The organism is Thioalkalivibrio sp. ALgr1 (assembly GCF_000378285.1).
Lineage (GTDB): Bacteria > Pseudomonadota > Gammaproteobacteria > Ectothiorhodospirales > Ectothiorhodospiraceae > Thioalkalivibrio.
This window is the reverse complement of record NZ_KB905139.1, coordinates 21,325-42,692: the sequence shown is the minus strand read 5'-3', so window position 1 is coordinate 42,692 and position 21,368 is coordinate 21,325. Positions and strand designations below refer to the sequence as shown.

Genomic DNA, 21,368 nt, shown 5'->3' with positions numbered 1-21,368 from the left:
TAGGAGCCCAGCCCTCTGGGCGATAGGGCCCTGGACATGCCCGATCGGCGAGAGGGCTCGCCTCCTACAGTGGGTAGGCCCCAGCCTCGGCGACGTGAGAATGCGGCAACCCACCCTCCTCCGGCTCCACGCTGCCTTTCCGGCTGCATTGGAGCTCCAGGTTATCTACCGTCAGGATCGACAGTCCCGTTCGTGTATCGCTCCAAATGCAAGCGCTTCGAGGCGGTATCGCCGTTTCGCTGAGGAAGACTAACGGGACATCCACTTTTTGGCAGGTCCGGGAATCCACCATCGCCGTACGCCGCAGCCCCCCCTTTTGGCATGGCTGTGCTTGCGCCCTGCGTCGGCTGCGGAGCGCGGTCTATGATCGAAGGGACATGGGTTCGGTGCCGAGCGGACCCGGGGATGCTGGCGAAAAGAGAGGAACATCATGGCGGGGCCATATCGGATGCTGCATGGGGCCGGGTTGGTGCTTGTTCTGCTGGCAGTCGGATCGGCCGCAGGCTGTGCCATCAGCCAGCCCACGGAAGGCCTGGATGACGAGCGAAACACGATCGCGGTGGCGCGCGAGGCGGGGCCGAGCGTGGTTTCGGTGCGGGTGTCGAGAACAGCAGAAGAGGACGACGCGGGCCCCGACGAGATGACCGAGGTGATCGGTGGCAGTGGCTTCGTGGTGAACGACGAGGGCCAGATCATCACCAACTTCCACGTGATCGCGGCCACGGTTGGCGAGGCGAAGGAGGACCGCATCGATCTGGCACCAGGGGCGACGCTAACGGTGTCGTTCCTCGGGACGCCGGAGGTGGAGCACGATGTGCGGGTGGTCGGTGCCAACCCGGACGTGGATCTGGCGCTACTGGAGCTAGTGGACCCGGCGGCGGCGCCCGACCCCGGCCCGATCCCGCTGGGCGATTCCGACCGGTTGCAGGTCGGCCAGAAGGCGATCGCGATCGGCAATCCGTTCGGCCTGCATTCGACGGTCACCGCCGGGATCGTGTCGGCGCTGGAGCGCGAGCGTCCGGGGCTGGTGGGGATCGAGATCCCGTACATCCAGACCGATGCTGCGATCAACCCCGGCAATTCCGGCGGGCCGCTGCTCGATTCCAGTGGCGAGGCGGTGGGGGTGAACAATGCCATCCTGGCGCCGGCCGGAACCTTCGCGGGCATCGGTCTGGCGGTGCCGAGCAACCTGGTCGCCGAGGCGATGGCGGAGCTGCGCGCGGGCGGTTTTTCCGGCCTGGCGGCCGCGGCGGCGCAGCTGCCGGAACGCCCGCGCATGGGCATGGAGGTGGCGCTGCGGGTGGTGGATTACCCGCGCGGCCTGCGCGCGGAGCTGGGGCTGCCAGAGCATGGCGTGGTGGTGACCGACACCTCGGCCGACGGGCCGGCCGAACGCGCCGGCATCCGGCGGCCGGAGAACGTGGTGCTGGTAAACGGGCGCGCGTTCCCGGTGGATATCGACGTGATCACCCATATCGACGGACAGCGCGTGACGCGGCCGATCGACATCCAGCGCGTGATTCTGGGGCGCGAGGAGGGCGACGTGGTGACGCTGCGGGTATGGCGCGACGGCACTGAGCGCGAGGTGGAGGTCGCACTGGAGATCGTTCCCCTGGGCGAGGATTGAGCCCGAAGGCGGGAACCGCCGCACCCTTGGTCTGACGCCTCTGGCGTGCGCTCTCCGGCAGGAGCCCAGCCCTCTGGGCGATGGGGCGCTGGACATGCCCGATCGGCGAGGGGGCTCGCCTCCTACAGCGGTAGGTCCCAGCCTCGGCGGCGAACCGGCTTGCTTTCAGGCGGAGCTGGCGGGTCGGGCGATGGCAAGGACGGAGGCGCGCGTCCCGTGGCGTCCGAGTGTGGTGAACTCGTCGATCACAAACCCGGCCCCCGCCACCTGTTCCCGAAACGCTTCTTCGTAGGTCACGCGACCGAAATCGATGGTGGTGATGCGCTTGAGCAGGGGCTTGAAGCGCTCCATCCAGCGGGAGGGGCGGGTCTGGAAGGTCTGGGTGAAGAAGACCTTCCCCTCCGGCTTCAACAGGCTGCGGCAGTGACGCAGAGCGCCCTCGGGGTCCGGCAGGAGCATGAAGCTGGCGGAGAAGTAGATCGCGTCGTACGGGCCGCCCGTGTGGTCGTAGATGGATTCCAGCCGGGCCTCGGCACGATCGGCCAGGGGCGAGTTGCGCAGGGCTCGCCGGGCGTGCTTGATGTAGTCGGCATCGATATCGATCCCCGTGATGACCAGGCCCTTCTCGCCTGCGGTGTCGGCATTGGCGAGCAGCGCGCCGGCGGTGCCGATGCCTACGTCCAGCAGAGCCGCCCCGTCCGGCAGCCGCCGCATGACCTCGGCATACCACTGCGAAGTAAGACGGAGGATCAGCAGGTTGTAGATAGCGCTGCGCATAGGGGAGTCGTCACTGGGATCGGCCGGTAGCGGGCCTACCATACCGGAGCCGGCGCACCGGCTCGAAGCCAGGGTTTCTTGCCAGCCCGGAATACTGTTTATATAAACAGTATATGGATGCCACTGCCCCCGAACCGCCGGAGTACGCCGAGCTGACGAGCGTCAGCAACTTCTCGTTCCTGCGCGGGGCCTCGCACCCGGAGGAGCTGATGGAGCGGGCCCGAGCGCTGGGCTATCGCGCGCTGGCGCTGACCGATATCGCCTCGCTGGCCGGCGTGGTCCGCGCGCACGCGGCGGCGAAGGACTGCGGGTTGCACCTGATCCTGGGGGCGACCTTCCGGCTGGCGGACGGCCCTGCCCTGGCCCTGCTGGTGCGCAATGCGGCGGGCTACGCCGCGCTGTGCCGTCTGATCACCCGGGCGCGCGGGGCGGCGGGCAAGGGGCATTACCACCTGACACAGGCGGACCTCGACGCCCTGCCCGCCGGGGCGCGGGCCGGCTGGCACGTCCTGCTGCGTATCGAGCCCGAGATCGCGGAGCCGACGCTCGCCGAAGCGGCCCGCTGGCTGGCCGGGTGGGCCGCGCCGGGGCAGGCCCATCTGGCGGTCAGCCAGCTGCGCACGCCGCAAGATGCCACGCTCACGACCCGCGCACGGCAGCTCGCCGACGCGACGGGACTCCCGATCGTCGCTTGCGGCGATGTGCACATGCATTCTCGCGGCCGGCGTGCCCTGCAGGACGTGCTGACCGCGCTGCGCCTGCGCACCACGGTTGCCGAGGCGGCCCCGGCGCGCTTCCCCAACGGCGAGCGCTGCCTGCGCCCGCGCGACGACCTGGCCACGCTGTATCCCGCCGCCTGGCTCGCGGCCAGTGTGCGGATCGCGCAGGACTGCGACTTCTCGCTGGACGCGGTCACCTACCGCTACCCGACCGATCCCCTGCCCCGGGACACGAGCCCGGCCGCCTACCTGCGCAAGGAGACCCTGAAGGGCGCGCGCGGGCGCTGGCCCGACGGCATCCCGCCGAAGGTATCCGAACAAATCGAACGCGAGCTCGGGATCATCGCGCAGCTTGGCTACGAGCCCTACTTCCTGACGGTCTACGACATCGTGCGCTTTGCCCGCGGTCGCGGGATCCTGTGCCAGGGGCGGGGCTCGGCGGCGAACTCCGCGGTCTGTTATGCCCTCGGCATCACGGCGGTGGACCCCTCGCGCTCCAGCATGCTGTTCGAGCGCTTCATCTCCGCCGAGCGTGGCGAGCCGCCGGATATCGATGTCGACTTCGAGCACGAGCGCCGCGAGGAGGTGATCCAGTACATCTACCGGCGCTACGGCCGCGAGCGCGCGGCGCTGGCCTGCACGGTGATCCGCTACCGCCGGCGCAGCGCCCTGCGCGACGTCGGCCGCGCCCTGGGCATCTCGCGCGCGCGGCTGGATGCGCTGACCGCCAACCTCGCCTGGTGGGACGACGGCATCCCTGCCGAGCGCCTGCGCGAGGTCGGGCTGGATCCGGATGGTGCCCTGGCCCGACAGTGGCAGGCGCTGACCGCCGAGCTGCTGGGCTTCCCCCGCCACCTGTCGCAGCACACCGGCGGCTTCGTGATCGCCGAGGGCCGGCTGGACGAGCTGGTGCCGATCGAGAACGCGGCGATGCCGGAGCGCTCGGTGATCCAGTGGGACAAGGACGACCTCGACGCGGTGGGGCTGTTGAAGATCGACGTGCTGGCGCTGGGGATGCTCTCCTGCGTGCGCCGCGCGCTGGAGCTGATGGCGCGCCACCGGGGCCGCGACTGGGGTCTGGCCGACATCCCCGCCGAGGATCCGGCGGTCTACCACATGCTGCAGAAGGCCGACACCCTGGGCGTGTTCCAGATCGAGTCGCGCGCGCAGATGAGCATGCTGCCGCGCCTGAAGCCGGCGAACTTCTACGACCTGGTGATCGAGATCGCCATCGTGCGCCCCGGCCCGATCCAGGGCGAGATGGTGCACCCATATCTGAAGCGCCGTGCCCACCCGGAGCGGGTGCGTTATCCGAATCCCGAGATCCGGCGGGTGCTGGGGCGCACCCTGGGGGTGCCGATCTTCCAGGAGCAGGTGATCGAGCTGGCGATGGTCGCGGCCGGCTTCTCCGCCGGCGAGGCGGACGGGCTGCGCCGCGCGATCGGGGCCTGGCGCCGTACCGGCCAGCTCGCGCGCTACCGCGAGCGCCTGATGGACGGGATGCGGCAACGCGGCTATCCGGAGAAGTTCGCCGAGCAGCTGTACAAGCAGATCCTTGGCTTTGGCGAGTACGGCTTCCCCGAGTCGCACTCGGCCAGCTTTGCGCTGATCACCTATGTCTCGTCCTGGCTCAAGTGCCATGAACCGGCGATCTTTGCCTGCGCGCTGCTGAACAGCCAGCCGATGGGCTTCTACGCCCCTGCACAGATCGTCGCCGACGCGCGCCGCCACGGCGTGGAGGTGCGCCCGGTGGATGTGCGCTGCAGTGACTGGGACTGCACGGTGGAGCCGGTGGCCGGGAGCGACGCGCTGGCCCTGCGCCTGGGCCTGAACCGGGTCGGCGGGCTCGCGCAGGCCGTGGCCGAGCGCGTCGTCGCCGCGCGCACCGAGCGCCCGTTCGCGGACGTGCCGGATCTGGTCGCCCGCGCCGCCCTGACCCGTGCCCAGGCCAACCGCCTGGCCCGCGCCGACGCCCTGAAGGGACTGGCCGGCAACCGCCACCAGGCGCGCTGGGCAACCGAGGCGGTGGAGGAACCCCTGCCCCTGTTCGCCGACGCCCCGGCCGACACAGTGCGCGAAGCCGACGTGACCCCGCTGCTGCCGCGCCCGGATGCGGTGGATGACCTGGTGCAGGACTACGCCACCCAGGGCCTGAGCCTGGGCCCGCACCCGCTGGCGCTGATGCGCCCGTTCCTGGAACGCAAGCGACTACGCACCGCCGCCCGGCTGCTGGAGTGCCCCGGGCATCCCGGTGCCCGCTATGCCGGCCTTGTGATCACCCGCCAGCGGCCGGGATCGGCCAACGGCACAGTGTTCCTGACCCTGGAGGACGAGAGCGGCACGCTGAACCTGATCGTCTGGCCGGACCGGGTGGAGCGCTTTCGCGCCGAGGTCCTGCACGGGCGCCTGCTGGAAGCCCACGGGGAATGGCAGTACAGCGAGGGGGTTGGGCACCTGATCGTGCAGCGCCTGATCGATCGCAGCGCCTGGCTGGGCGAGCTGACTACCCGCTCCCGCGACTTCGGATAGGGATTGCGCCTCGGGCGACGCTCAGACGCGGCCGTAGAGGTCCTCCAGCCGCACGATGTCGTCCTCGCCCAGATAGCTGCCGGACTGGATTTCGATCAGCTCCAGCGGGATCGCGCCCGGGTTCTCCAGCGAATGGATCTGCCCGATCGGCACATAGGTGGACTGGTTCTCCGTCACCAGATAGGTCTCTTCGCCGTTGCGCACCCGCGCGGTGCCGCTGACGACCACCCAGTGTTCCGCGCGGTGGTGGTGCATCTGCAGCGAGAGCTTCGCCCCGGGTTTCACGGTAATGCGCTTGACCTGATAGCGCCGCCCGACGTCGACGCACTCGTAGCAGCCCCAGGGGCGATACACCGCCGGGTGGTCCACATGCTCGCTGCGGTTGTCCGACTTCAGCCGCTCGACGATGCGCTTGACGTCCTGCACGCGGTCGCGGTCCGCCACCAGCACCGCATCGCGGGTGGCGACCACCGCGAGGTTGCGCAGGCCGATCCCCGCAACCAGCAGGCCGTCGGCATCGACCACGCAGCCCTCGCTGTCCTCCAGCAGGCAATCGCCACGCAGGGTATTGCCCTGCGCGTCGGTCCCGCGCACCCCGGCCAGCGCGGACCAGGACCCGATATCGCTCCAGCCCGCGGCCAGGGGCGTGACCGCCGCGCGGTCGGTGCGCTCCATCACGGCGTAGTCCACCGAGATGTTCGGGGCCCGGGCAAACGCCTCCGGGGCTACGCGCAGGAAATCGAGGTCCTCGCGCGCCCCCTCCAGCGCGGCCTGACAGGCCGTAACGATCTCGGGCTCGAAGCGCTCCAGCTCCTGCATATACTGTGAGGCACGGAATACGAACATGCCGCTGTTCCAGAGATAGCCCCCCTGGCTCAGGTACTCGCGCGCCGTGGCAGCATCGGGCTTTTCGACAAAACGCGCGACCCGCGCACCGGCCTCGCCCAGCGACTCGCCCTGCTGGATATAGCCATAACCGGTCTCGGGCGTCACCGGCACGATCCCAAAGGTGACCAGATAGCCGGCCTCCGCCAGCGCCACGGCGCGGCCCACGGCAGCCTTGAAGGCATCGCCATCGCCGATGTGGTGATCCGCGGCCAGGACCAGCAGCAACGGGTCGTCGCCTTCCGCGCGGGCCTGCAGCGCCGCCAGGGCAATCGCCGGGGCCGTGTTGCGCCCCTCTGGTTCCAGCAGGATGCGCGCCTGTTCGACACCAATCGCGCGCAATTGCTCGGCGGCCAGGAAGCGGTGCTCCACGTTGGCCAGCACCAGTGGTGCCGCCGCATGCAGGCCCTCCAGGCGCGCGACGGTTTGCTGCAGCAGCGTCTGGTCGCCGGTCAGGGGCAGGAACTGCTTCGGGTAATGGCTGCGCGACACCGGCCACAGCCGCGTGCCGGTACCGCCGGCCAGGATCACCGGTTGCAGCTGGTTCTGGGTATCGGCAGGCGCCATCGTTGTTATCCCCGTATCAGGCGGGAAAGCTCTTCCACGCGACGCTCCAGCAGGGCCGGATCAGCGCGGGTCTCGACGTTCAGCCGCAACAGCGGTTCGGTGTTGGAGCTGCGCAGGTTGAAGCGCCAGTCCGGGAACTCGAGGCTGACGCCGTCGGTGCGATCTTCCTCGCCACCCTGACCCTCAAGGGCCGCGAGAACGCGATCCGTGGCGGCTTCGACGTCCGCGACCTCGAAGTTCAGCTCGCCGCTGCAGGGGTAGCGCGCCATGCGCTCGGCCACCATTTCGCCCAGCGACTGACCTCGGCGCCCCATCAACTCGGCGACCCGCAGCCACGGCAGCATCCCGCTATCGCAGTAGTAAAAGTCCCGGAAGTAGTGATGCGCGCTCATCTCGCCGCCGTAGATGGCGTCCTCGTGGCGCAGGCGCTCCTTCATGAATGCGTGCCCGGTCTTGGACTGGACGGGCTCGCCACCCGCCGCTCGCACCATCTCGATGGTGTTCCAGGTCAGCCGCGGGTCGTGGACGATCCGCTCGCCGGGTTGCCCGCCTTCCAGGCAGGCCTGAGCCAGCAGCCCTACGATGTAGTAGCCCTCAATGAAATTCCCCGCTGCATCGAACAGGAAGCAGCGATCGAAGTCGCCATCCCAGGCCACACCCAGATCCGCGCCATGCTTGCGCACGGCGTCGGCCGTGGCCGCACGGTTCTCCGGCAACAGCGGGTTGGGGATGCCATTGGGGAAATGTCCGTCCGGCTCGAAATTCACGCGGATCAGTTCGAACGGCAGATGAGGCTCCAGTGCCTCCAGCACCGGGCCCGCACCGCCATTGCCCGGGTTTACGACTACGCGCAGCTTCGGCAGCGCCTCCCGGTCGACCGATGCGAGCAGCCGGGCGATATAGTCCGGCCGATGGTCCAGCGGATGTACCTGGCCTTGTGGCATGGGGCGGAAGTCGCCGCGCTCTGCGCATGCCTGGATCGCCTGCAGCCCGGAGTCCCCGCTGATCGGTCGCGACTCGCCGCGCACGAGCTTGAGCCCGTTGTAATCCAGTGGGTTGTGGCTCGCGGTAACCATCACCCCGCCACCAGCCCCGTAGTGCGCAGTCGCAAAGTAGACCTCTTCGGTCCCGCACAGACCGATATCGGCCACGTCGCTACCGCCGGCGGTGAGTCCTTCGGTCAGGGCCTGGGCCAGTGTCGGGCTGGAGAGGCGGATATCGTGTCCGACCACCGTACGGCCGGGCCGGACCTCTTCGGCAAAGGCGCGTCCGATGGCGTATGCCACCTCGGGGTTGAGTTGATCCGGCACGCGGCCGCGTACGTCGTACGCCTTGAAGCAATCGATCTTCATGCAGTTCCCTTCCGGCCCCCTCCGACTCCCGGCACCGCCGGCAGCGCGCACTCCTTTCTCCTCATGATACATAGCAGAGCCGCAGCATGATGCGACGGAGGTTACAACGACCTCAGTAGGTTTACTTGACGCTTGCGGCTCATGCCCCTGAACATGGTGGGTTTATCCAACGAGGAGAAGCCGATGAGTGAGCCGCAAGTGAAGACCGAGGAGAAGAAGCAGCATTTCGACGATATCTACGTCGCCGAGACCCCGGTGCCGTTCAAGGAGCGCATCATCGACGCGCTCGATTACATCTCCGACGACTTCAACCGGCAAACCTTCGACCGGCTGATTCTCCCCTGGGCGCAGCAACAGGCTGACGCAGGCAAGACCCTGAATTACGTCGATCTGTGCTGCTGCTTTGGTAACACCACCATGGCGGCCGTGCACGGCATGGATGTCGAGGCAATCCGCGCCAACTGGGCCGACGAGCAGGCCTGCAAGACGGTTGCTGCCCCGCGCCGTCTGCCCATCAAAACGACCGGCATCGACATCTCCGGCAACGCCCTCGCCTACGGCAAGAGCTCGGGTCTGTTCGACCAGACCTTCGAGGCTGACCTGAACCAGGCCGACGCCGACACGCGCAACGCGATCGAGCAGTCGATGGAAGAGGCAGACATCGTCATCTCCACCGCATCGCTGGTCTATCTGGACCCCCCGGCCATCGAGAGCCTGGTGGACGCCTTCGCGCGCGGCAAGGGCGAAGGCTACATGCTGGTGAATTTTCTCAACCCCTTCGCACTAGAAAAAGCGGACGCCACCAAGCGTTTGTTGCTGAATCGTCTGGACTTTGTCGGCAGTACTGCAACCCGTCACCGTCGTATGTCGCCGCTGGAGCAGGAAAACTATCCCGGCGAAGACTGGGCCCTGCTGGAAATCTGGGTGCTGCGTCGCCGCGGGTAAGCCGTTACCGGCGCCTTCAGCGCATCAAGGAAAAGGCCGGCGTTCGCCGGCCTTTTTTGTGTCTCCGTCACCGGATACCTAGAGCGCGACCACACGATCGCGCCCTGCCCGCTTGGCCTGGTACATCGCCTCGTCAGCCCGCCGCGCGAGGAGCTTGGCGCTGTCACCGGAGGCCCGTTCGGCGACCCCGAAGCTGGCGGTGACGCCCGGCACCCCGGGCACGCTCATCGCAGCGACCGCCTGGCGCAGCTTTTCGGCCATGGCCGTCGCACCCACCAGCCGGGTCTCGGGCACCAAGATGATGAACTCTTCTCCGCCCCAACGACCCAGGGTATCCGCGTCGCGCAGTTCCGCACTCACGGTCTTCGCCAGCGCTTTAAGGACTTCGTCGCCGGCATCGTGGCCGTAACGGTCATTCACCGCCTTGAAGTGATCCAGATCGAACATGATCAGGCTCAGCGGACGACCATAGCGCTGGCTGCGCTCGATCTCCGCCTCCAGCGTGTTCCCGAGGCTCAGGCGATTCGCGACGCCGGTCAGCCAGTCGGTATTCGCCACACGCCGGATCTCGTCCTCCATGCGCACCCGGTCGGTCACGTCCTTGCCCAGGGCGACGTAATGCGAAATCTCGCCGAGGTCATCGAGTACCGGGGTGATCGTCTGCTCCAGATGGATCAGGGATCCATCGCGACGCCGATTCACGAACTCGCCCCGGAAGGTCTCGCCGCGCTCCAGCGACTCCCACATCCCGCGATAAAAGGCATCGTCGTGACTGCCCGATCTGAAGCGTCGCGGATTCGCGCCCAGGACATCGCGGCGCGAATAGCCCATGAGCTCCTCGAAGGCGGCATTAACGTAGGTAATCGTACCTTCAGGATCGGTGATCAGGACCGGATCACCCGACACTTCCAGCGCGGTCGACAGCAGTCTTAACTGCTCGTCGCGTTCCCGTTCGGCGGTCACGTCCTGCTGCAGTGATACGTAATGCGTAATCCGTTCCGGCGCATCGTCGGCATACACGGGCGAGATATGCCAGCGCACCACGTAGGTACTGCCATCCTTGCGATAGTTGATCGCCTCGCCGTCAAACATCTCGCCCGCATCCAGCGCGGCGCGCAGGCGGTCGAGGATTACCCGTGATGTCCGCGGCCCCTGCAGCAGGCGCGGGGTCTTGCCCAGCACCTCGTCGGCCGCGTACCCGGTCATCTGTTCGAAGCCGGCATTCACGTAGACGATGCGTGGCCCGTCGTCCAGGTCCGCGTCCGTGATCAGAACAGAGTGGCTCGACTGGTCGATGGCTGCATCCAGCAGCCGGAGTTTCTCGAACCCCTCGATGTACGCGACAGTGGCCACGGGACTCCTTAGAAATGGATTAGCCTGGGACCGGCACTACCGGTCCGAGTGTCCCGCGGCGGGGAGGTTCATTCCATATCCGCCATTTCGAGAATCGAGCCCACGATATCGCTGGTGGTAACGATTCCTTCCAGGGTATTGCCCCGCAGCACGACCAGGCGCCGGATGCCCTGATTGACCATCAGCCGCGCCACGTACTTCACGTCCATCTCGGCCGGCACGGTGATCACCGGCTTCGCACAGACATCGTAGACGTTGGAGAGGTCGATATCGCCCTCCTCGGCCACGATGGTCTTCAGGATTGTTGTGTAGGTGATGATCCCGTAGGCGTCGTGCTCGTGCTGCTTGTCCACCACCAGGGACTTCACGTTGTGCCGCCGCATCAGCTGCATCGCCTCGCGCAAGGGCGCGAGCGGCGACACGGTAATCACATTGGGCTTCAGGATGTCGCTTACCAGCATGCTCGAGTCCTCCTCAGATCTCTTCCTTAACGTGTTCCTGGAACTGCTCGATCTGCTTGCGCCCGATCCCGGCCAGGTGGGCAATATCCACGGTGAATGCAACGCCGCGCGGGTCTCCTTCGAGTTCCAGCTCCTGACTGATGACCTTGAGCACGTTCAGCGCGACCTTCTTTTCCAGCACCCACATCAGCACCGACTGGCTGCCCTCGTAGGTCATGCCCAGAAACGTCTTGCGGGCCTCCGCGCCGATACCGCGGGCATCCATGATCGTGACGCCGCCGGCGCCCGCGGCCTTGGCCGTCTCGATGGCCCGCTGCTCGAGGTCATCCGGAAGCACGGCGATCAATGCCGAAAATCTCATGGCGAATCCTCCTGTTGTGCGCGGCCCCTGCCGGTCCAGCGCTCGTAGATATCCACCAGGATGGCGTAGACCATCACGGTGACGATGGGGAAGATCGACGCGAAGGCGATCAGGCCGAAGCCGTCGATCAGGACATTACGGTCTTCCAGATGCGTGGCCAGACCGATCCCGAGGGCTGTGACCAGGGGTACGGTCACCTCGGAGGTCGTCACCCCGCCCAAGTCGAAGGCGAGCGCCACGATCTGCTTGGGGGCGAGGATCGTCAGCACGATCACCAGCAGGTAGCCAGCCATGATGTATTGATGGATGGAGTCGCCCACCAGGATGCGGTGCACGCCAATGGTGATACCGATTGCGACCCCCAGCGCCACCAGGATGCGGATTACATTGCCGCGTAATGAACCGCGCGCCGCCTCCTCGGCCTTCTGGCCAATCGCGATGAGCGCGGGCTCCGCCATCGTGGTCGCAAATCCGATGGAAAACGCGAACAGGTAGACCCACAGGAACAGTTCGTTGGTGATCAACTGCTCGGCCATGCTCTCGCCGATCGGGAACAGGCCCAGCTTGAGCCCGACCACGAAGGCGTACAGGCCCAGCACGACCAGCACGAAGCCGAAGATCACCCGCGGCAGATACGGGATGCGCTTGCGCAGCACGAAGTACTGGAATACCACAATCACCGCGATGATCGGTGCGACATCGCGCAGCATCAGTAGCAGGTCCATCCCCATCGCGGAGAGCCAGTGTTCCTCGCCCGCACCCGGAAGGTCCGTGTCCGCATCCATGGCCGCGGTCTCGCCATTGCCCGGGGCGTCGACCTCCGCGCCGGCGAACACAATGATTCCGTAGAGCTGCACCGTGATCATTGGCACCATCACGGCAAGCGCCACCAGGCCAAAGCCGTCGCGCAGTGGATTGCGCCCGCTGATCGAGGCCGCCAGGCCGAGGCCCAGCGCCGCGACCAGCGGGACGGTCACGATGTTCGTGGTCACCCCGCCCGAGTCGTAGGCCAGGCCGACGATCTCCTCGGGGGCGAAGAAGGTGACCAGCACCACCAGCACGTAGCCGCTCAGAATGTACCAGTGCAGCGGATGGCCCATGACCGTGCGCAGGATGCCCAGCGCCACCACGGCACCCACGGACAACGCGACAATCAGGCGCAGGACCAAGCCCTCGATCCGTCCCTCGCTGATCAGCTCCGCCTGCTCCGCCACAGCGATCAGGGCCGGTTCCGCGATCACGGTAGCGAAGCCGAGGGTAAAGCCGAACGCCATCAGCAGGAGCAGCGAACCGCGCCGGGCCAGCGCGTTGGACAGGTTCTTGCCGATGGGGAAGATCCCCATCTCCAGGCCCTGCAGGAACAGCGCCACGCCAAAGACCACGATGGCCAGCCCGATCACCATGGACAGCAGGCCATCCGGCACCGTACGCAGCACCAGCGCCTGGAACACCGCAACCACGATCACGATGGGCGCAAGATTGCGCGCCGCATGGCCCAGCGTGTGGAGAAAGTTCATGCGCTCCCTTGCCGAGGCATGGCCCCGGAATCAATTCCCCGCGCCGTGGTCGCAGGCAGTATGGAATCCCTGCAGATACCCTATCGCGCCGTGGTCGTCGGTGCCACGGGCGGGCTCGGCGCCGCGTTTGTTGAGCATCTTGAAAACGACCCGAACTGCGGGTGCGTAGTGGCACTTGGCCGCCACAGCGAACCGCCCGTCGATCTCCTCGACGAAACCAGCATCGAACGCGCCGCTGGCTGGCTACGCAAACAAGCGCCCGAATGGGATCTAATCCTGGACGCCACCGGCATCCTGACCATCGACGGCCACGGCCCGGAGAAGCGTCTGCGCGATCTCGATCCGGCGATCATGGCGCGCTCGTTTGCCATCAATGCCATCGGCCCGGCCCTGCTGTTCAAACACCTGGCACCTTTGTTGCCGCGTCAGCGCAAGGGCATCCTGGCGACCCTATCGGCCCGAGTCGGCTCCATCGAGGACAATCAGCTGGGTGGATGGGTGAGCTACCGCGCTTCCAAGGCCGCGCTCAACCAGATTGTCCGCACGACGGCGCTGGAGCTGCGCTTCAGCCATCGCCAGGCCGCGGTGATCGCCCTGCAGCCGGGGACCTGTGCGACCCGCCTGTCGGAGCCCTATCGGGCCCGCGCCCCGGAAGTGCTCGCGCCGGAATACGCCACCGGCGAACTCCTGAAGGTGCTGGATCGTCTGGAGGCATCGGACTCCGGGAACTTCTACGACTTCGAGGGCCAGCGGCTGCCGTTCTGAAAACTATTGTCGCTCGTGATCTGCATCAACAAGTGCTAATACCAGGCGGGCAATAGTACCTCTGAACCATCACATTGTCGGAGGAACCGAACATGCGCCGTACCCTGACCTTTCGTGCCCTAGCCCTGGCCGGCCTGCTGGCCCCGGCGGCCCTCATCCCGGCCCAAGCGGCCGCCGCCAGCGCGGATGTCTCCGCCGGCGACTGGCTGCTGCGCGGCGGCCTGACCTACATCTCGCCGAAGTCCGACAACGGCGAACTGACGGGAGATGACCTGAGCGTGGACGTCGGTTCCAGCACGCGCCCGACCGGCACTGCGACCTACATGCTCACTGACAACCTGGGTCTGGAGCTGCTGGTCGGGATCCCGTTCAAGCACGACATCGCGTTGGAAGGTCTGGGCAACGTCGGCTACACCCGACACCTGCCGCCGACCCTGAGCCTGCAGTACCACTTCAACACCGGCTCGGCGTTCCGCCCGTACCTGGGGGCGGGCGTGAACTACACCCACTTCTTTGACACGACCACCCGCGGTGCACTGTCCGACAGCCGCCTGCGGCTCGACGACTCCTGGGGTGTCGCTCTGCAAGCCGGGATCGACATCGCGCTGGATGACAACTGGTTCCTGAACACCGAGGTGCGCTGGATCGACATCGAGAGCACCGCGCGTCTCGACGGCCAGCGTATCGGGACGGTCGAGATCGACCCGTGGACCTTCGGGATGAACGTCGGCTACCGCTTCTAAGCCGGCCTAGCCCAGTCGTTCCACGAGGCCGAGGACCCGCTGCATGCGGTCCTCGGCCTCGTTCTTTTCCAGGCCCCGCTCGGCGGGGACGCCCCAGACCGGGCCCGGCCAGGCCGGATCGCCCGGCTGACGGGCGATATGGTGCAGGTGCAGCTGCCCGACGATATTGCCCAGCTTGGCCACATTCAGCGTCTGCGGCTCGAAGGCCGCCTGCATCGCCCGCGCCAGGACCAAAGACTCCCGTGCCAGCATTGCCGCATCGTCGGACCCAAGGTCATGCAACTCGCGTAAACCTGCGCGGCGCGGGACCAGGATGAACCACGGGATTGCCGCATGATCCATCATCAGCAGCGTCGACAGGGGCCAGTCCGCGACGAACCAGGTATCCGCGTGCAGGCGCCTATCCAGCTCGAACGCCTCCGTCATTGCAGTTCCTTCCAGATCCCCGGCGTGGCCCAGTGCCCCGTGCGGCGCTCTTCGCCTTCCAGCAGGACATAGCTGTAATGCGCGCGGTGGCGCAGCTCACCCGCCAGCGCACGGCGTTGCTGCGCATCCGAGCCCGCAATCACGATCACATCCTCGCCGGGCACGGCCCAGGCTGCGGCGTCCGGGGACTCTGGCAGGTCGCTGTCGATCGCCGCCGGCGATTCCGGCCAGTCGCGGGCGCGCAGCCAGTCGCGAACCGAGTCCGGCTCGCCGAGCACGATGCGGGTCCCTTCCATGTTTTGGCTCTGCTCGGGTGCGCGACCCAGCCAGGGCGCCACCTCGACCGGCCGCGCCGAGCCCAGTGCGATCACCTGTGTGTCCGGGTCTAGTGCGGCGCGGCGCAGGATCGCCGGGGATTCGCCTTCGGCCAGATGGCGAAATAGCCGCCAATCGGGATCGGCGGCGACGCGCAGCGGCTTGGCATCCAGATCCACCTCGAACGCCTTTTCACGGTCGGCCAGCGCAATCCAGAACGTCTCCGCCCCCTGTTCGGTCTCGACCACGAGGGGTACACGCAGATCCCAGGGGTCGTCATCACGGGACTGACGCAACGTACCCGACAGCGTCCGCCCATTCGTCTCCTGTTCGACGGCAAGATCGGCCAGTTCGAGTGCCGGCGCACCGCGCCGATCAACCCACTGGCGGAAGAACGGTTCCAGATCCTCGTCGGTGGCGGAATCGAAGGCCGCGATCAGCGCATCCCAGTCCGCCTCACGCCCCTTCCAGTCGTTGTAGAGCGTGCGAGCACCTTCCAGAAACGCCTCGCGCCCGATCCAGTCCTCCAGCATCCGCCAGATCATCGCGCCCCGGTGATAGCCGGCGATGCGCAACGCGCCCTGGTTGCCGCCCTGGTACTCCCCATGGGCGCGATCCTCGTCCGCCGGGAGTGCCGCGTAGTCGCGCAGCCACTGGGCTCGCTCCTCGCGCCCCTCACCCGCCTCGCGCTTGAACTGGTAGTCCGCCATGTAGGTGGTCAGCCCCTCCGACCAGTTGCCGCCCGAGCGATCGACATAGACCCCCGTGCCCCACCACATGTGCAGGACCTCGTGCCCCAGCGAGGTATGCGGGATGAACGGGAGCGGGATGACTTGTTCGCCCAAGAGCGTAAAACCGGAGAACGCCAGCCCCACCGGCTGCGGCGAGGCCGCCACGGTCAGGCTGCTGTACGGATACGGCCCGATCTCGGATTCGAAACGCTCGATGTACTCGACGGTCTTCTCGCGGTAGGTCTCGCCAAAGGCCTCATGTAGCGACTGCGGAAACAGGGTACGCACCTGCCACCCGTCGCCCTCGATCACGCCCAACTCCCAAATGCCGGAGGCGAGCGCCAGGTGGCGCGCAGCGGGGTGTTCGTAACGGGCCTGATAGCGCTCGCCCTCGCGCGTGTCATCGATCAGCGAGCCGGAGACCACGGCCTTCTGGCCACCGTCCACCGTCAGTTGAATCCGCATAGGCACGGGCTCGTCCTCCAGCGCGGGATACCAGCCCGCCCCCGCTGGCAGAAACCCGGCTTCCTCGCCCAGGAATCCCGAGCCGGGACGCGCCTGATCAGGCCGCGACAACCGAGCGCCATACGCGATCACCAGGAGCCCGGCATCGCGATCGGACAGCGCGCTCCCCAGTTCCAGCCAGCCCGACTCGGTCAGCTCGTATTCGATGGAGTCACCATCCAGGGTCACGGCATCCACTCCCATGGCGGGATCGAGGCGCAATCGGCTCGGCGGGTCCCGGTCCAGGAGCTCCAGATCCAGCGCCAGACGCCCGTCGAAGGTCGATTCGCCCGGGTGCAGGTGCACGCTCAGGCCGAGCGGGAAGTCGGAATCGGGTTCGGCGTAATCGTTACCGGCCGCCGAAGCGACCGGGAAGCCCAGCAACGCCATAAGGCCCATCGAGATCCACCATGCCGCGCGCATATTGCCCCCTCGTTTAATCGGCGTACGGGAATCGGGCTACGCGCTCTTCGGCCTCGCCGTTGCGCTCGATCTCCAGCGGCAGCCAGGTGCCCGGTGTCACGCGCTGGACGATCCGTTGCAGATCCGACGGGCGCTCCACTGGCTGGTCGCCGGCACGAAGGACTCGGTCGCCCCCCTCCAGGCCCGCGGCCTCACCCACGGAGCCCGACTGCACACCCTGGATGGTCACGCCGCCGTCCTCGTCGCCGCGCAGCTGCACGCCGAGCATCGGCGAAGCGCGGTCAAAGCGATCTCCATCCGTGATGCCGAATACCGCCCGGGCCAGGCCCGGATCGGCCGCGGAACAGTCCTCCCGGTACTCGCGGGGCAGCAGGACCGGGGCCTGTTCATAGCCCAGATCGGCCAGCTGATGCGGCACGCCATGGCCATATTGCAGGTGACCGGAACCGATGATCCCGACCACCAGCGGCGGCTCGTCCGAAGCCTCCAGGACCTCGGCGATGCCGGCGGCCATCATGCGGTCCCACGCCAGCTGCGCCCCGATGAACCGGTCGGAGTCGCGCTCCATGCCCGCCGGATGGCGTTCCATCACCTCCACCAGATACTCGCGGTAGGCCTCGGGCGGATCGGCCGGCTGGCTGACGCCGTAGCGCTCGTCCTCCGGGACCGCGTCCCAGCCTTCCTGTCCGAGCCGCTGAACCAGTGCACGTTCGGCGTTCAGCGCCACCAGCGGGACATCATGTACACGGGCAAAATGCAGAATCGGCCAGTACAGCTCCGGATCGAAGCCCCAGTGGGTATACCAGTCGCTGTCACGCAGAAATGCATCCGCGTCCAGTTCGCCGGCCACCCACTGATCCAGCACCGGTTGCACGGAGCGCGGCAGCATCTCGAGGCCGATGACCATGTCCGGGCGCTGTCCGTGCAGGGCAGCCAGTGTTCCCAGCTGCCAGCGATGGTGATCCATGCGATCGTGGCGCTCGCCCAGGAGCACCGCATCCGCCTGCGCCAACTCGGCGAACAGCTCCGCGCGATCCAGCTCCTCGCCGGCCGGCGTGGCCCATTGCCCCGGGGCCGGACACGCCGCGCTGGCCACACCGGGCACCAGTGGCGCGGCCAGCATCGCGGCAAGCATCACGCCCATGCCATGCCGTCGGATTACTCTGCCTTGCATGCAATTCTCCTGTCTGAGGCACCATCCCCGGTGATAGACCTACTCTCGGACCCCCCGATGGCCGGCACGTTCCGCGTCCGGTAGCCTGCCGACATGGACACGCCCGAGGACACCGCCGCGCGCAACCGGCTCCCCCAGCACCTGCAGGCATGGCTGGGCACCCTGCGCTCGATGGCGATCTACTGGCGACCCGGGCGCCAGGCCGGCCTGCGCCGCCTCTACGCCGAGTTCGTGCGGCCCGGTGACCTCGTGTTCGACATCGGCGCCCATATCGGAGATCGCACCCGCGCCTTCGCCGCACTCGGGGCGCACGTGATCGCGCTCGAGCCGCAGCCCCATATCCTGCGGCTGCTGCGCAAGGCGACCTCCAGGCTCCCCGGCGTGCGCGTTCGCCGCGAGGCCGTGGGGCCCGAGAATGGTACCGCGCAGCTCGAGGTCAGTCGCAGCACCCCGACCGTCTCCTCGGTCTCGCGACGTTTCACAAGCGAGATCGCGAAACGCAATCGCAGCTTCCGCAAGGTGACCTGGGACGACCAGATCGCGGTCCCGATGGTCACCCTGGACCAGCTCATCGCCGATCACGGCCTGCCGGCCTTCTGCAAGATCGATGTCGAGGGTCTGGAGGCCGAGGTCCTGCGCGGACTCAGCCAACCCGTCCCGGCGTTGTCCTTCGAGTTCGTCGCCGGCGCCGACGAGGTCACCGAGGAGTGCCTGGCGCAACTGACCGCCCTGGGTGACTACGAGTACAACCTGATCGTGGGTGAACAGCGCCGCTTCCGGTTCGACACCTGGCAGAGCGCGGATGCCATCCGCGCCTGGCTGGAACAGCATGTGGAGCGTGTAGGTTCCGGCGACATCTACGCCCGGCTGCGCGGGGCTTGACCCGGACCGCGCTCGCGGACAACGCTGCCTGAATGGACACCCGCACCCTGATCCGCTGGCAGGACCTGACCACCGAGGCCATTGCCGACCATGCCCGTCGCGACGCGGTCGTGGTGCTGCCCATGGCCGCGATCGAGCAGCATGGCCCCCACCTGCCGCTGGAAACGGACCTGCGCATCGGCCTGGGCCTGCTGGACGCGGCGGCGACGATACTCCCGAGCGATCTCGAGCCGCTGGTGCTGCCGCCGCTGGCGATCGCCACCAGCGCCGAACACACCCATTTCGCAGGGACGCTGAGCCTCACACCGGAGACGGCGCTCGCGGTGTTGCGCGAGATCGGCGCGGGCGTCGCCCACGCCGGCTTTCGCCGCCTGGTGCTGGCCAACAGCCACGGGGGCAACACCGCGATCATGGAGCTCGCCGCACTGGATCTGCGCCGGGACCATGGACTGCTGGTCACCAAGCACCATTACTTCCTGCAGCCCCTGCCGGACACCATCGACATCCCCGAACGCGAGTGCCGACATGGCCTGCACGGTGGTCTGAGCGAGACCGCAATGATGCGTGTGCTGGCACCGACACTCGTCCAGATGGACCGCGCGCCGGACGCCCGTTCGCTGGGCGAGGATCTCGAGGGCACGACCGGACGCCTGGGTCCCACCGGCGAGACTGCGTTCGCCTGGATGGCGGATGACCTCAATCCAGAGGGCGTCGTAGGCGCCGCGGACCGCGCCACGCCCGAGTTGGGTCAGGCCCTGATCGACCACTACGCCGAGGGGCTGGCCCAGGCGATCACTGATACCGCCGCCTTCCCGATCGAACGCCTCGCCCGCTGAATCCCCGCTTACGCTTTCTGGCTGGCGTAGCGCTCTTCGAGTGCCCCGTGCAGCGCGCGCAGCCCCATCGCCTCGCCCCCCTTGGGGCGGCCCGGCCGGGCGCGCACGTTGAACGCCATAATGTCGAAGTGCAGCCACGGCACGTCTTCTGGCACGAACTCCTTCAGGAACAGCCCTGCGGTGATCGCGCCGGCGTAGCCACCGGTCGAGCTGTTGACGATGTCGGCGACGTCGCTGTCCAGCATGTAGCGATACGGGGCATGCAGCGGTAGCGCGCAGACCGGGTCGTCCCAGGCTCTGGCCGGGGCTTCCAGCGCGTTCGCCCAGTTCTCATCGCTGGCAAAGACAGCGCTGATCTCCGTCCCCACCGCGACGCGGGCCGCGCCGGTCAGGGTGGCAAAGTCGACCAGCAGGTCCGGGTGGAAGCTGCCCGCCCGGTCCAGCAGGTCCGCGAGCACCAGCCTTCCTTCCGCGTCGGTGTTGTCCACCTCGATCGTCTTGCCATTGCGCGCGGTCAGCACGTCCCCGGGGCGGAACGCACGCGAACCCACCGCGTTCTCGACCGCGCCGATCAGTACTGTCAGCCGAACCGGCAGTTCCGTCGCCATGATCAGGCGCGCGAGCCCCAGCACGATCGCAGCCCCGCCCATGTCCTTTTTCATCTGGCGCATGGAGTTGCCCGGTTTCAGGTTCAGGCCTCCGGAATCGAAACAGACGCCCTTGCCCACCAGCACGACGGACGGGGCACCCGCGGGGCCCCAGGTGAGTTCGATCACCCGCGGGCCGTGCGCACTCGCCTCGCCCACCGCGTACACGCAGGGGAACGACTTCTCCAGCGCGTCGCTGTCGCTGACCACGTGCAGGCTGCAGCCAAAGGCCTCGGCCAGCTCGCGCGCCGTCAGGGCGAGGTTCGCTGGCATCATGTCGGCGGCCGGGGTGTTGATCAGGTCCCGGGTCATGGCGATGGAATCGATATAGGCCATCACTCGCTTGCGATCGACCGCCTCGGGCCAGACCAGCCTGGGCGCCGGCCGATCCTCGGCCGCCCGATAGCGGTCGAAGCGGTAGCACCCCAGACCCCAGCCGATCGCGGCCTGCTCCTGAGTGGTCGGGTCGAGACCCTCCGTGACCAGGCGATAGTGGCCCGTCGCCAGGGTCTCGGCCGCCGCGGCTAGCATCCACAGGGGTGTCTCGGCATCGAATCCCACCAGGACCGCGGCAAGCTGTCCCTGATCCCCGGGAACACGCAGGACCTGCCCGTCCTTGCCCTCGAAGCGCCCCGCCTCGGCCCAGGCACGCCACGTTGGCGGGGCCGCCTCGAGACGGGACTCCAGGGTGTCGGTGGTGACGGGTACCAGATCGATGGCATCGTCGGCGGCTTCAACAAAGGCAGAATCCACGCGGCTTTCCTCCCGGTTCGGTCAAAATGGCCATAATAACGCCCGTCGGCCGCCCCGGCCGGTACACCCACCGTCA

The 21,368-nt window shown here is 67.4% G+C and carries 18 protein-coding genes; 7 read left to right on the top strand and 11 right to left on the bottom strand.

All coding sequences use genetic code 11. The annotated features are described in order from the left end of the window. The first annotated feature begins 448 nt into the window (after positions 1-448). Entirely contained in the window at positions 449-1,627 is a 1,179-nt protein-coding gene (locus F466_RS0113020) for a trypsin-like peptidase domain-containing protein (RefSeq protein WP_018994317.1), read from the top strand. Positions 1,628-1,792: 165 nt separating this feature from the next. Here F466_RS0113020 and F466_RS0113015 read toward each other — a convergent pair whose 3' ends face one another. Further along, a complete protein-coding gene (locus F466_RS0113015; RefSeq protein ID WP_018994316.1) occupies positions 1,793-2,404 on the bottom strand; it encodes a bifunctional 2-polyprenyl-6-hydroxyphenol methylase/3-demethylubiquinol 3-O-methyltransferase UbiG in 612 nt (203 codons plus the stop codon). Between the two features lie 113 nt (positions 2,405-2,517). On the opposite strand from F466_RS0113015, the gene F466_RS0113010 reads away from it, so the two are divergent. Further along, the gene (locus tag F466_RS0113010) at positions 2,518-5,652 is read left to right on the top strand and encodes an error-prone DNA polymerase (protein ID WP_018994315.1); all 3,135 of its coding nucleotides are present in this window, start codon (positions 2,518-2,520) and stop codon (positions 5,650-5,652) included. Between the two features lie 21 nt (positions 5,653-5,673). On the opposite strand, the gene F466_RS0113005 is transcribed toward F466_RS0113010, so the two are convergent. Both F466_RS0113005 and F466_RS0113000 read right to left on the bottom strand, forming a co-directional pair. Next, the gene (locus F466_RS0113005) at positions 5,674-7,104 is read right to left on the bottom strand and encodes a mannose-1-phosphate guanylyltransferase/mannose-6-phosphate isomerase (protein ID WP_018994314.1); all 1,431 of its coding nucleotides are present in this window, start codon (positions 7,102-7,104) and stop codon (positions 5,674-5,676) included. 5 nt (positions 7,105-7,109) lie between these two features. Continuing rightward, positions 7,110-8,456 (bottom strand): phosphomannomutase/phosphoglucomutase, encoded by a 1,347-nt coding sequence (locus tag F466_RS0113000; RefSeq protein ID WP_018994313.1) that lies wholly within the window; start codon positions 8,454-8,456, stop codon positions 7,110-7,112. Positions 8,457-8,639: 183 nt separating this feature from the next. Between F466_RS0113000 and F466_RS0112995 the strand changes: the two genes are divergently transcribed. Continuing rightward, positions 8,640-9,401, top strand: coding sequence for a class I SAM-dependent methyltransferase (locus tag F466_RS0112995; RefSeq protein WP_018994312.1), 762 nt, complete (start codon positions 8,640-8,642; stop codon positions 9,399-9,401). A 78-nt stretch (positions 9,402-9,479) separates the two neighbouring features. Here F466_RS0112995 and F466_RS0112990 read toward each other — a convergent pair whose 3' ends face one another. The 4 genes from F466_RS0112990 to F466_RS0112975 form a co-directional block, all read right to left on the bottom strand. Next, positions 9,480-10,754, bottom strand: a complete 1,275-nt coding sequence (locus F466_RS0112990; RefSeq protein ID WP_018994311.1) for a sensor domain-containing diguanylate cyclase — start codon at positions 10,752-10,754, stop codon at positions 9,480-9,482. Positions 10,755-10,822: 68 nt separating this feature from the next. Continuing rightward, entirely contained in the window at positions 10,823-11,215 is a 393-nt protein-coding gene (locus F466_RS0112985) for a CBS domain-containing protein (protein WP_018139706.1), read from the bottom strand. 13 nt (positions 11,216-11,228) lie between these two features. Further along, on the bottom strand, positions 11,229-11,576 hold the full coding sequence (locus F466_RS0112980; protein ID WP_018139705.1) for a hypothetical protein: 348 nt from the start codon (positions 11,574-11,576) through the stop codon (positions 11,229-11,231). Further along, positions 11,573-13,093, bottom strand: coding sequence for a DUF1538 domain-containing protein (locus F466_RS0112975; RefSeq protein WP_018139704.1), 1,521 nt, complete (start codon positions 13,091-13,093; stop codon positions 11,573-11,575). Before F466_RS0112975 ends, F466_RS0112980 begins: the two co-directional genes overlap by 4 nt. A gap of 60 nt (positions 13,094-13,153) precedes the next feature. Here F466_RS0112975 and F466_RS0112970 point away from each other — a divergent pair, with 60 nt between their 5' ends. Together F466_RS0112970 and F466_RS0112965 are read left to right on the top strand one after the other, a co-directional pair. Beyond that, positions 13,154-13,858 (top strand): SDR family NAD(P)-dependent oxidoreductase, encoded by a 705-nt coding sequence (locus F466_RS0112970; RefSeq protein ID WP_018994310.1) that lies wholly within the window; start codon positions 13,154-13,156, stop codon positions 13,856-13,858. Positions 13,859-13,950: 92 nt separating this feature from the next. After that, positions 13,951-14,601: an OmpW family protein gene (locus F466_RS0112965; protein ID WP_018139702.1), complete on the top strand. Its 651-nt coding sequence runs from the start codon at positions 13,951-13,953 to the stop codon at positions 14,599-14,601. Between the two features lie 6 nt (positions 14,602-14,607). Here the strand turns inward: F466_RS0112965 and F466_RS0112960 are convergent, their stop codons facing one another. The 3 genes from F466_RS0112960 to F466_RS0112950 are packed head-to-tail and all read right to left on the bottom strand — an operon-like array spanning position 14,608 to position 18,144. After that, complete coding sequence (locus F466_RS0112960) at positions 14,608-15,027, bottom strand: HIT domain-containing protein (RefSeq protein WP_018139701.1); 420 nt, start codon at positions 15,025-15,027, stop codon at positions 14,608-14,610. Beyond that, the gene (locus tag F466_RS0112955) at positions 15,024-17,000 is read right to left on the bottom strand and encodes a M1 family metallopeptidase (RefSeq protein WP_018994309.1); all 1,977 of its coding nucleotides are present in this window, start codon (positions 16,998-17,000) and stop codon (positions 15,024-15,026) included. Before F466_RS0112955 ends, F466_RS0112960 begins: the two co-directional genes overlap by 4 nt. A gap of 13 nt (positions 17,001-17,013) precedes the next feature. Beyond that, positions 17,014-18,144 (bottom strand): ChaN family lipoprotein, encoded by a 1,131-nt coding sequence (locus F466_RS0112950; RefSeq protein WP_018994308.1) that lies wholly within the window; start codon positions 18,142-18,144, stop codon positions 17,014-17,016. A gap of 123 nt (positions 18,145-18,267) precedes the next feature. Between F466_RS0112950 and F466_RS0112945 the strand changes: the two genes are divergently transcribed. Beyond that, positions 18,268-19,056 carry an FkbM family methyltransferase gene (locus F466_RS0112945; protein ID WP_018994307.1) on the top strand — a complete coding sequence of 263 codons (789 nt, stop codon included), beginning with the start codon at positions 18,268-18,270 and terminating at the stop codon, positions 19,054-19,056. 32 nt (positions 19,057-19,088) lie between these two features. Then, the gene (locus F466_RS0112940) at positions 19,089-19,892 is read left to right on the top strand and encodes a creatininase family protein (RefSeq protein ID WP_018139697.1); all 804 of its coding nucleotides are present in this window, start codon (positions 19,089-19,091) and stop codon (positions 19,890-19,892) included. Positions 19,893-19,900: 8 nt separating this feature from the next. Here F466_RS0112940 and F466_RS0112935 read toward each other — a convergent pair whose 3' ends face one another. Next, positions 19,901-21,292 carry a M17 family metallopeptidase gene (locus F466_RS0112935; protein ID WP_018994306.1) on the bottom strand — a complete coding sequence of 464 codons (1,392 nt, stop codon included), beginning with the start codon at positions 21,290-21,292 and terminating at the stop codon, positions 19,901-19,903. Positions 21,293-21,368 lie beyond the last annotated feature (76 nt).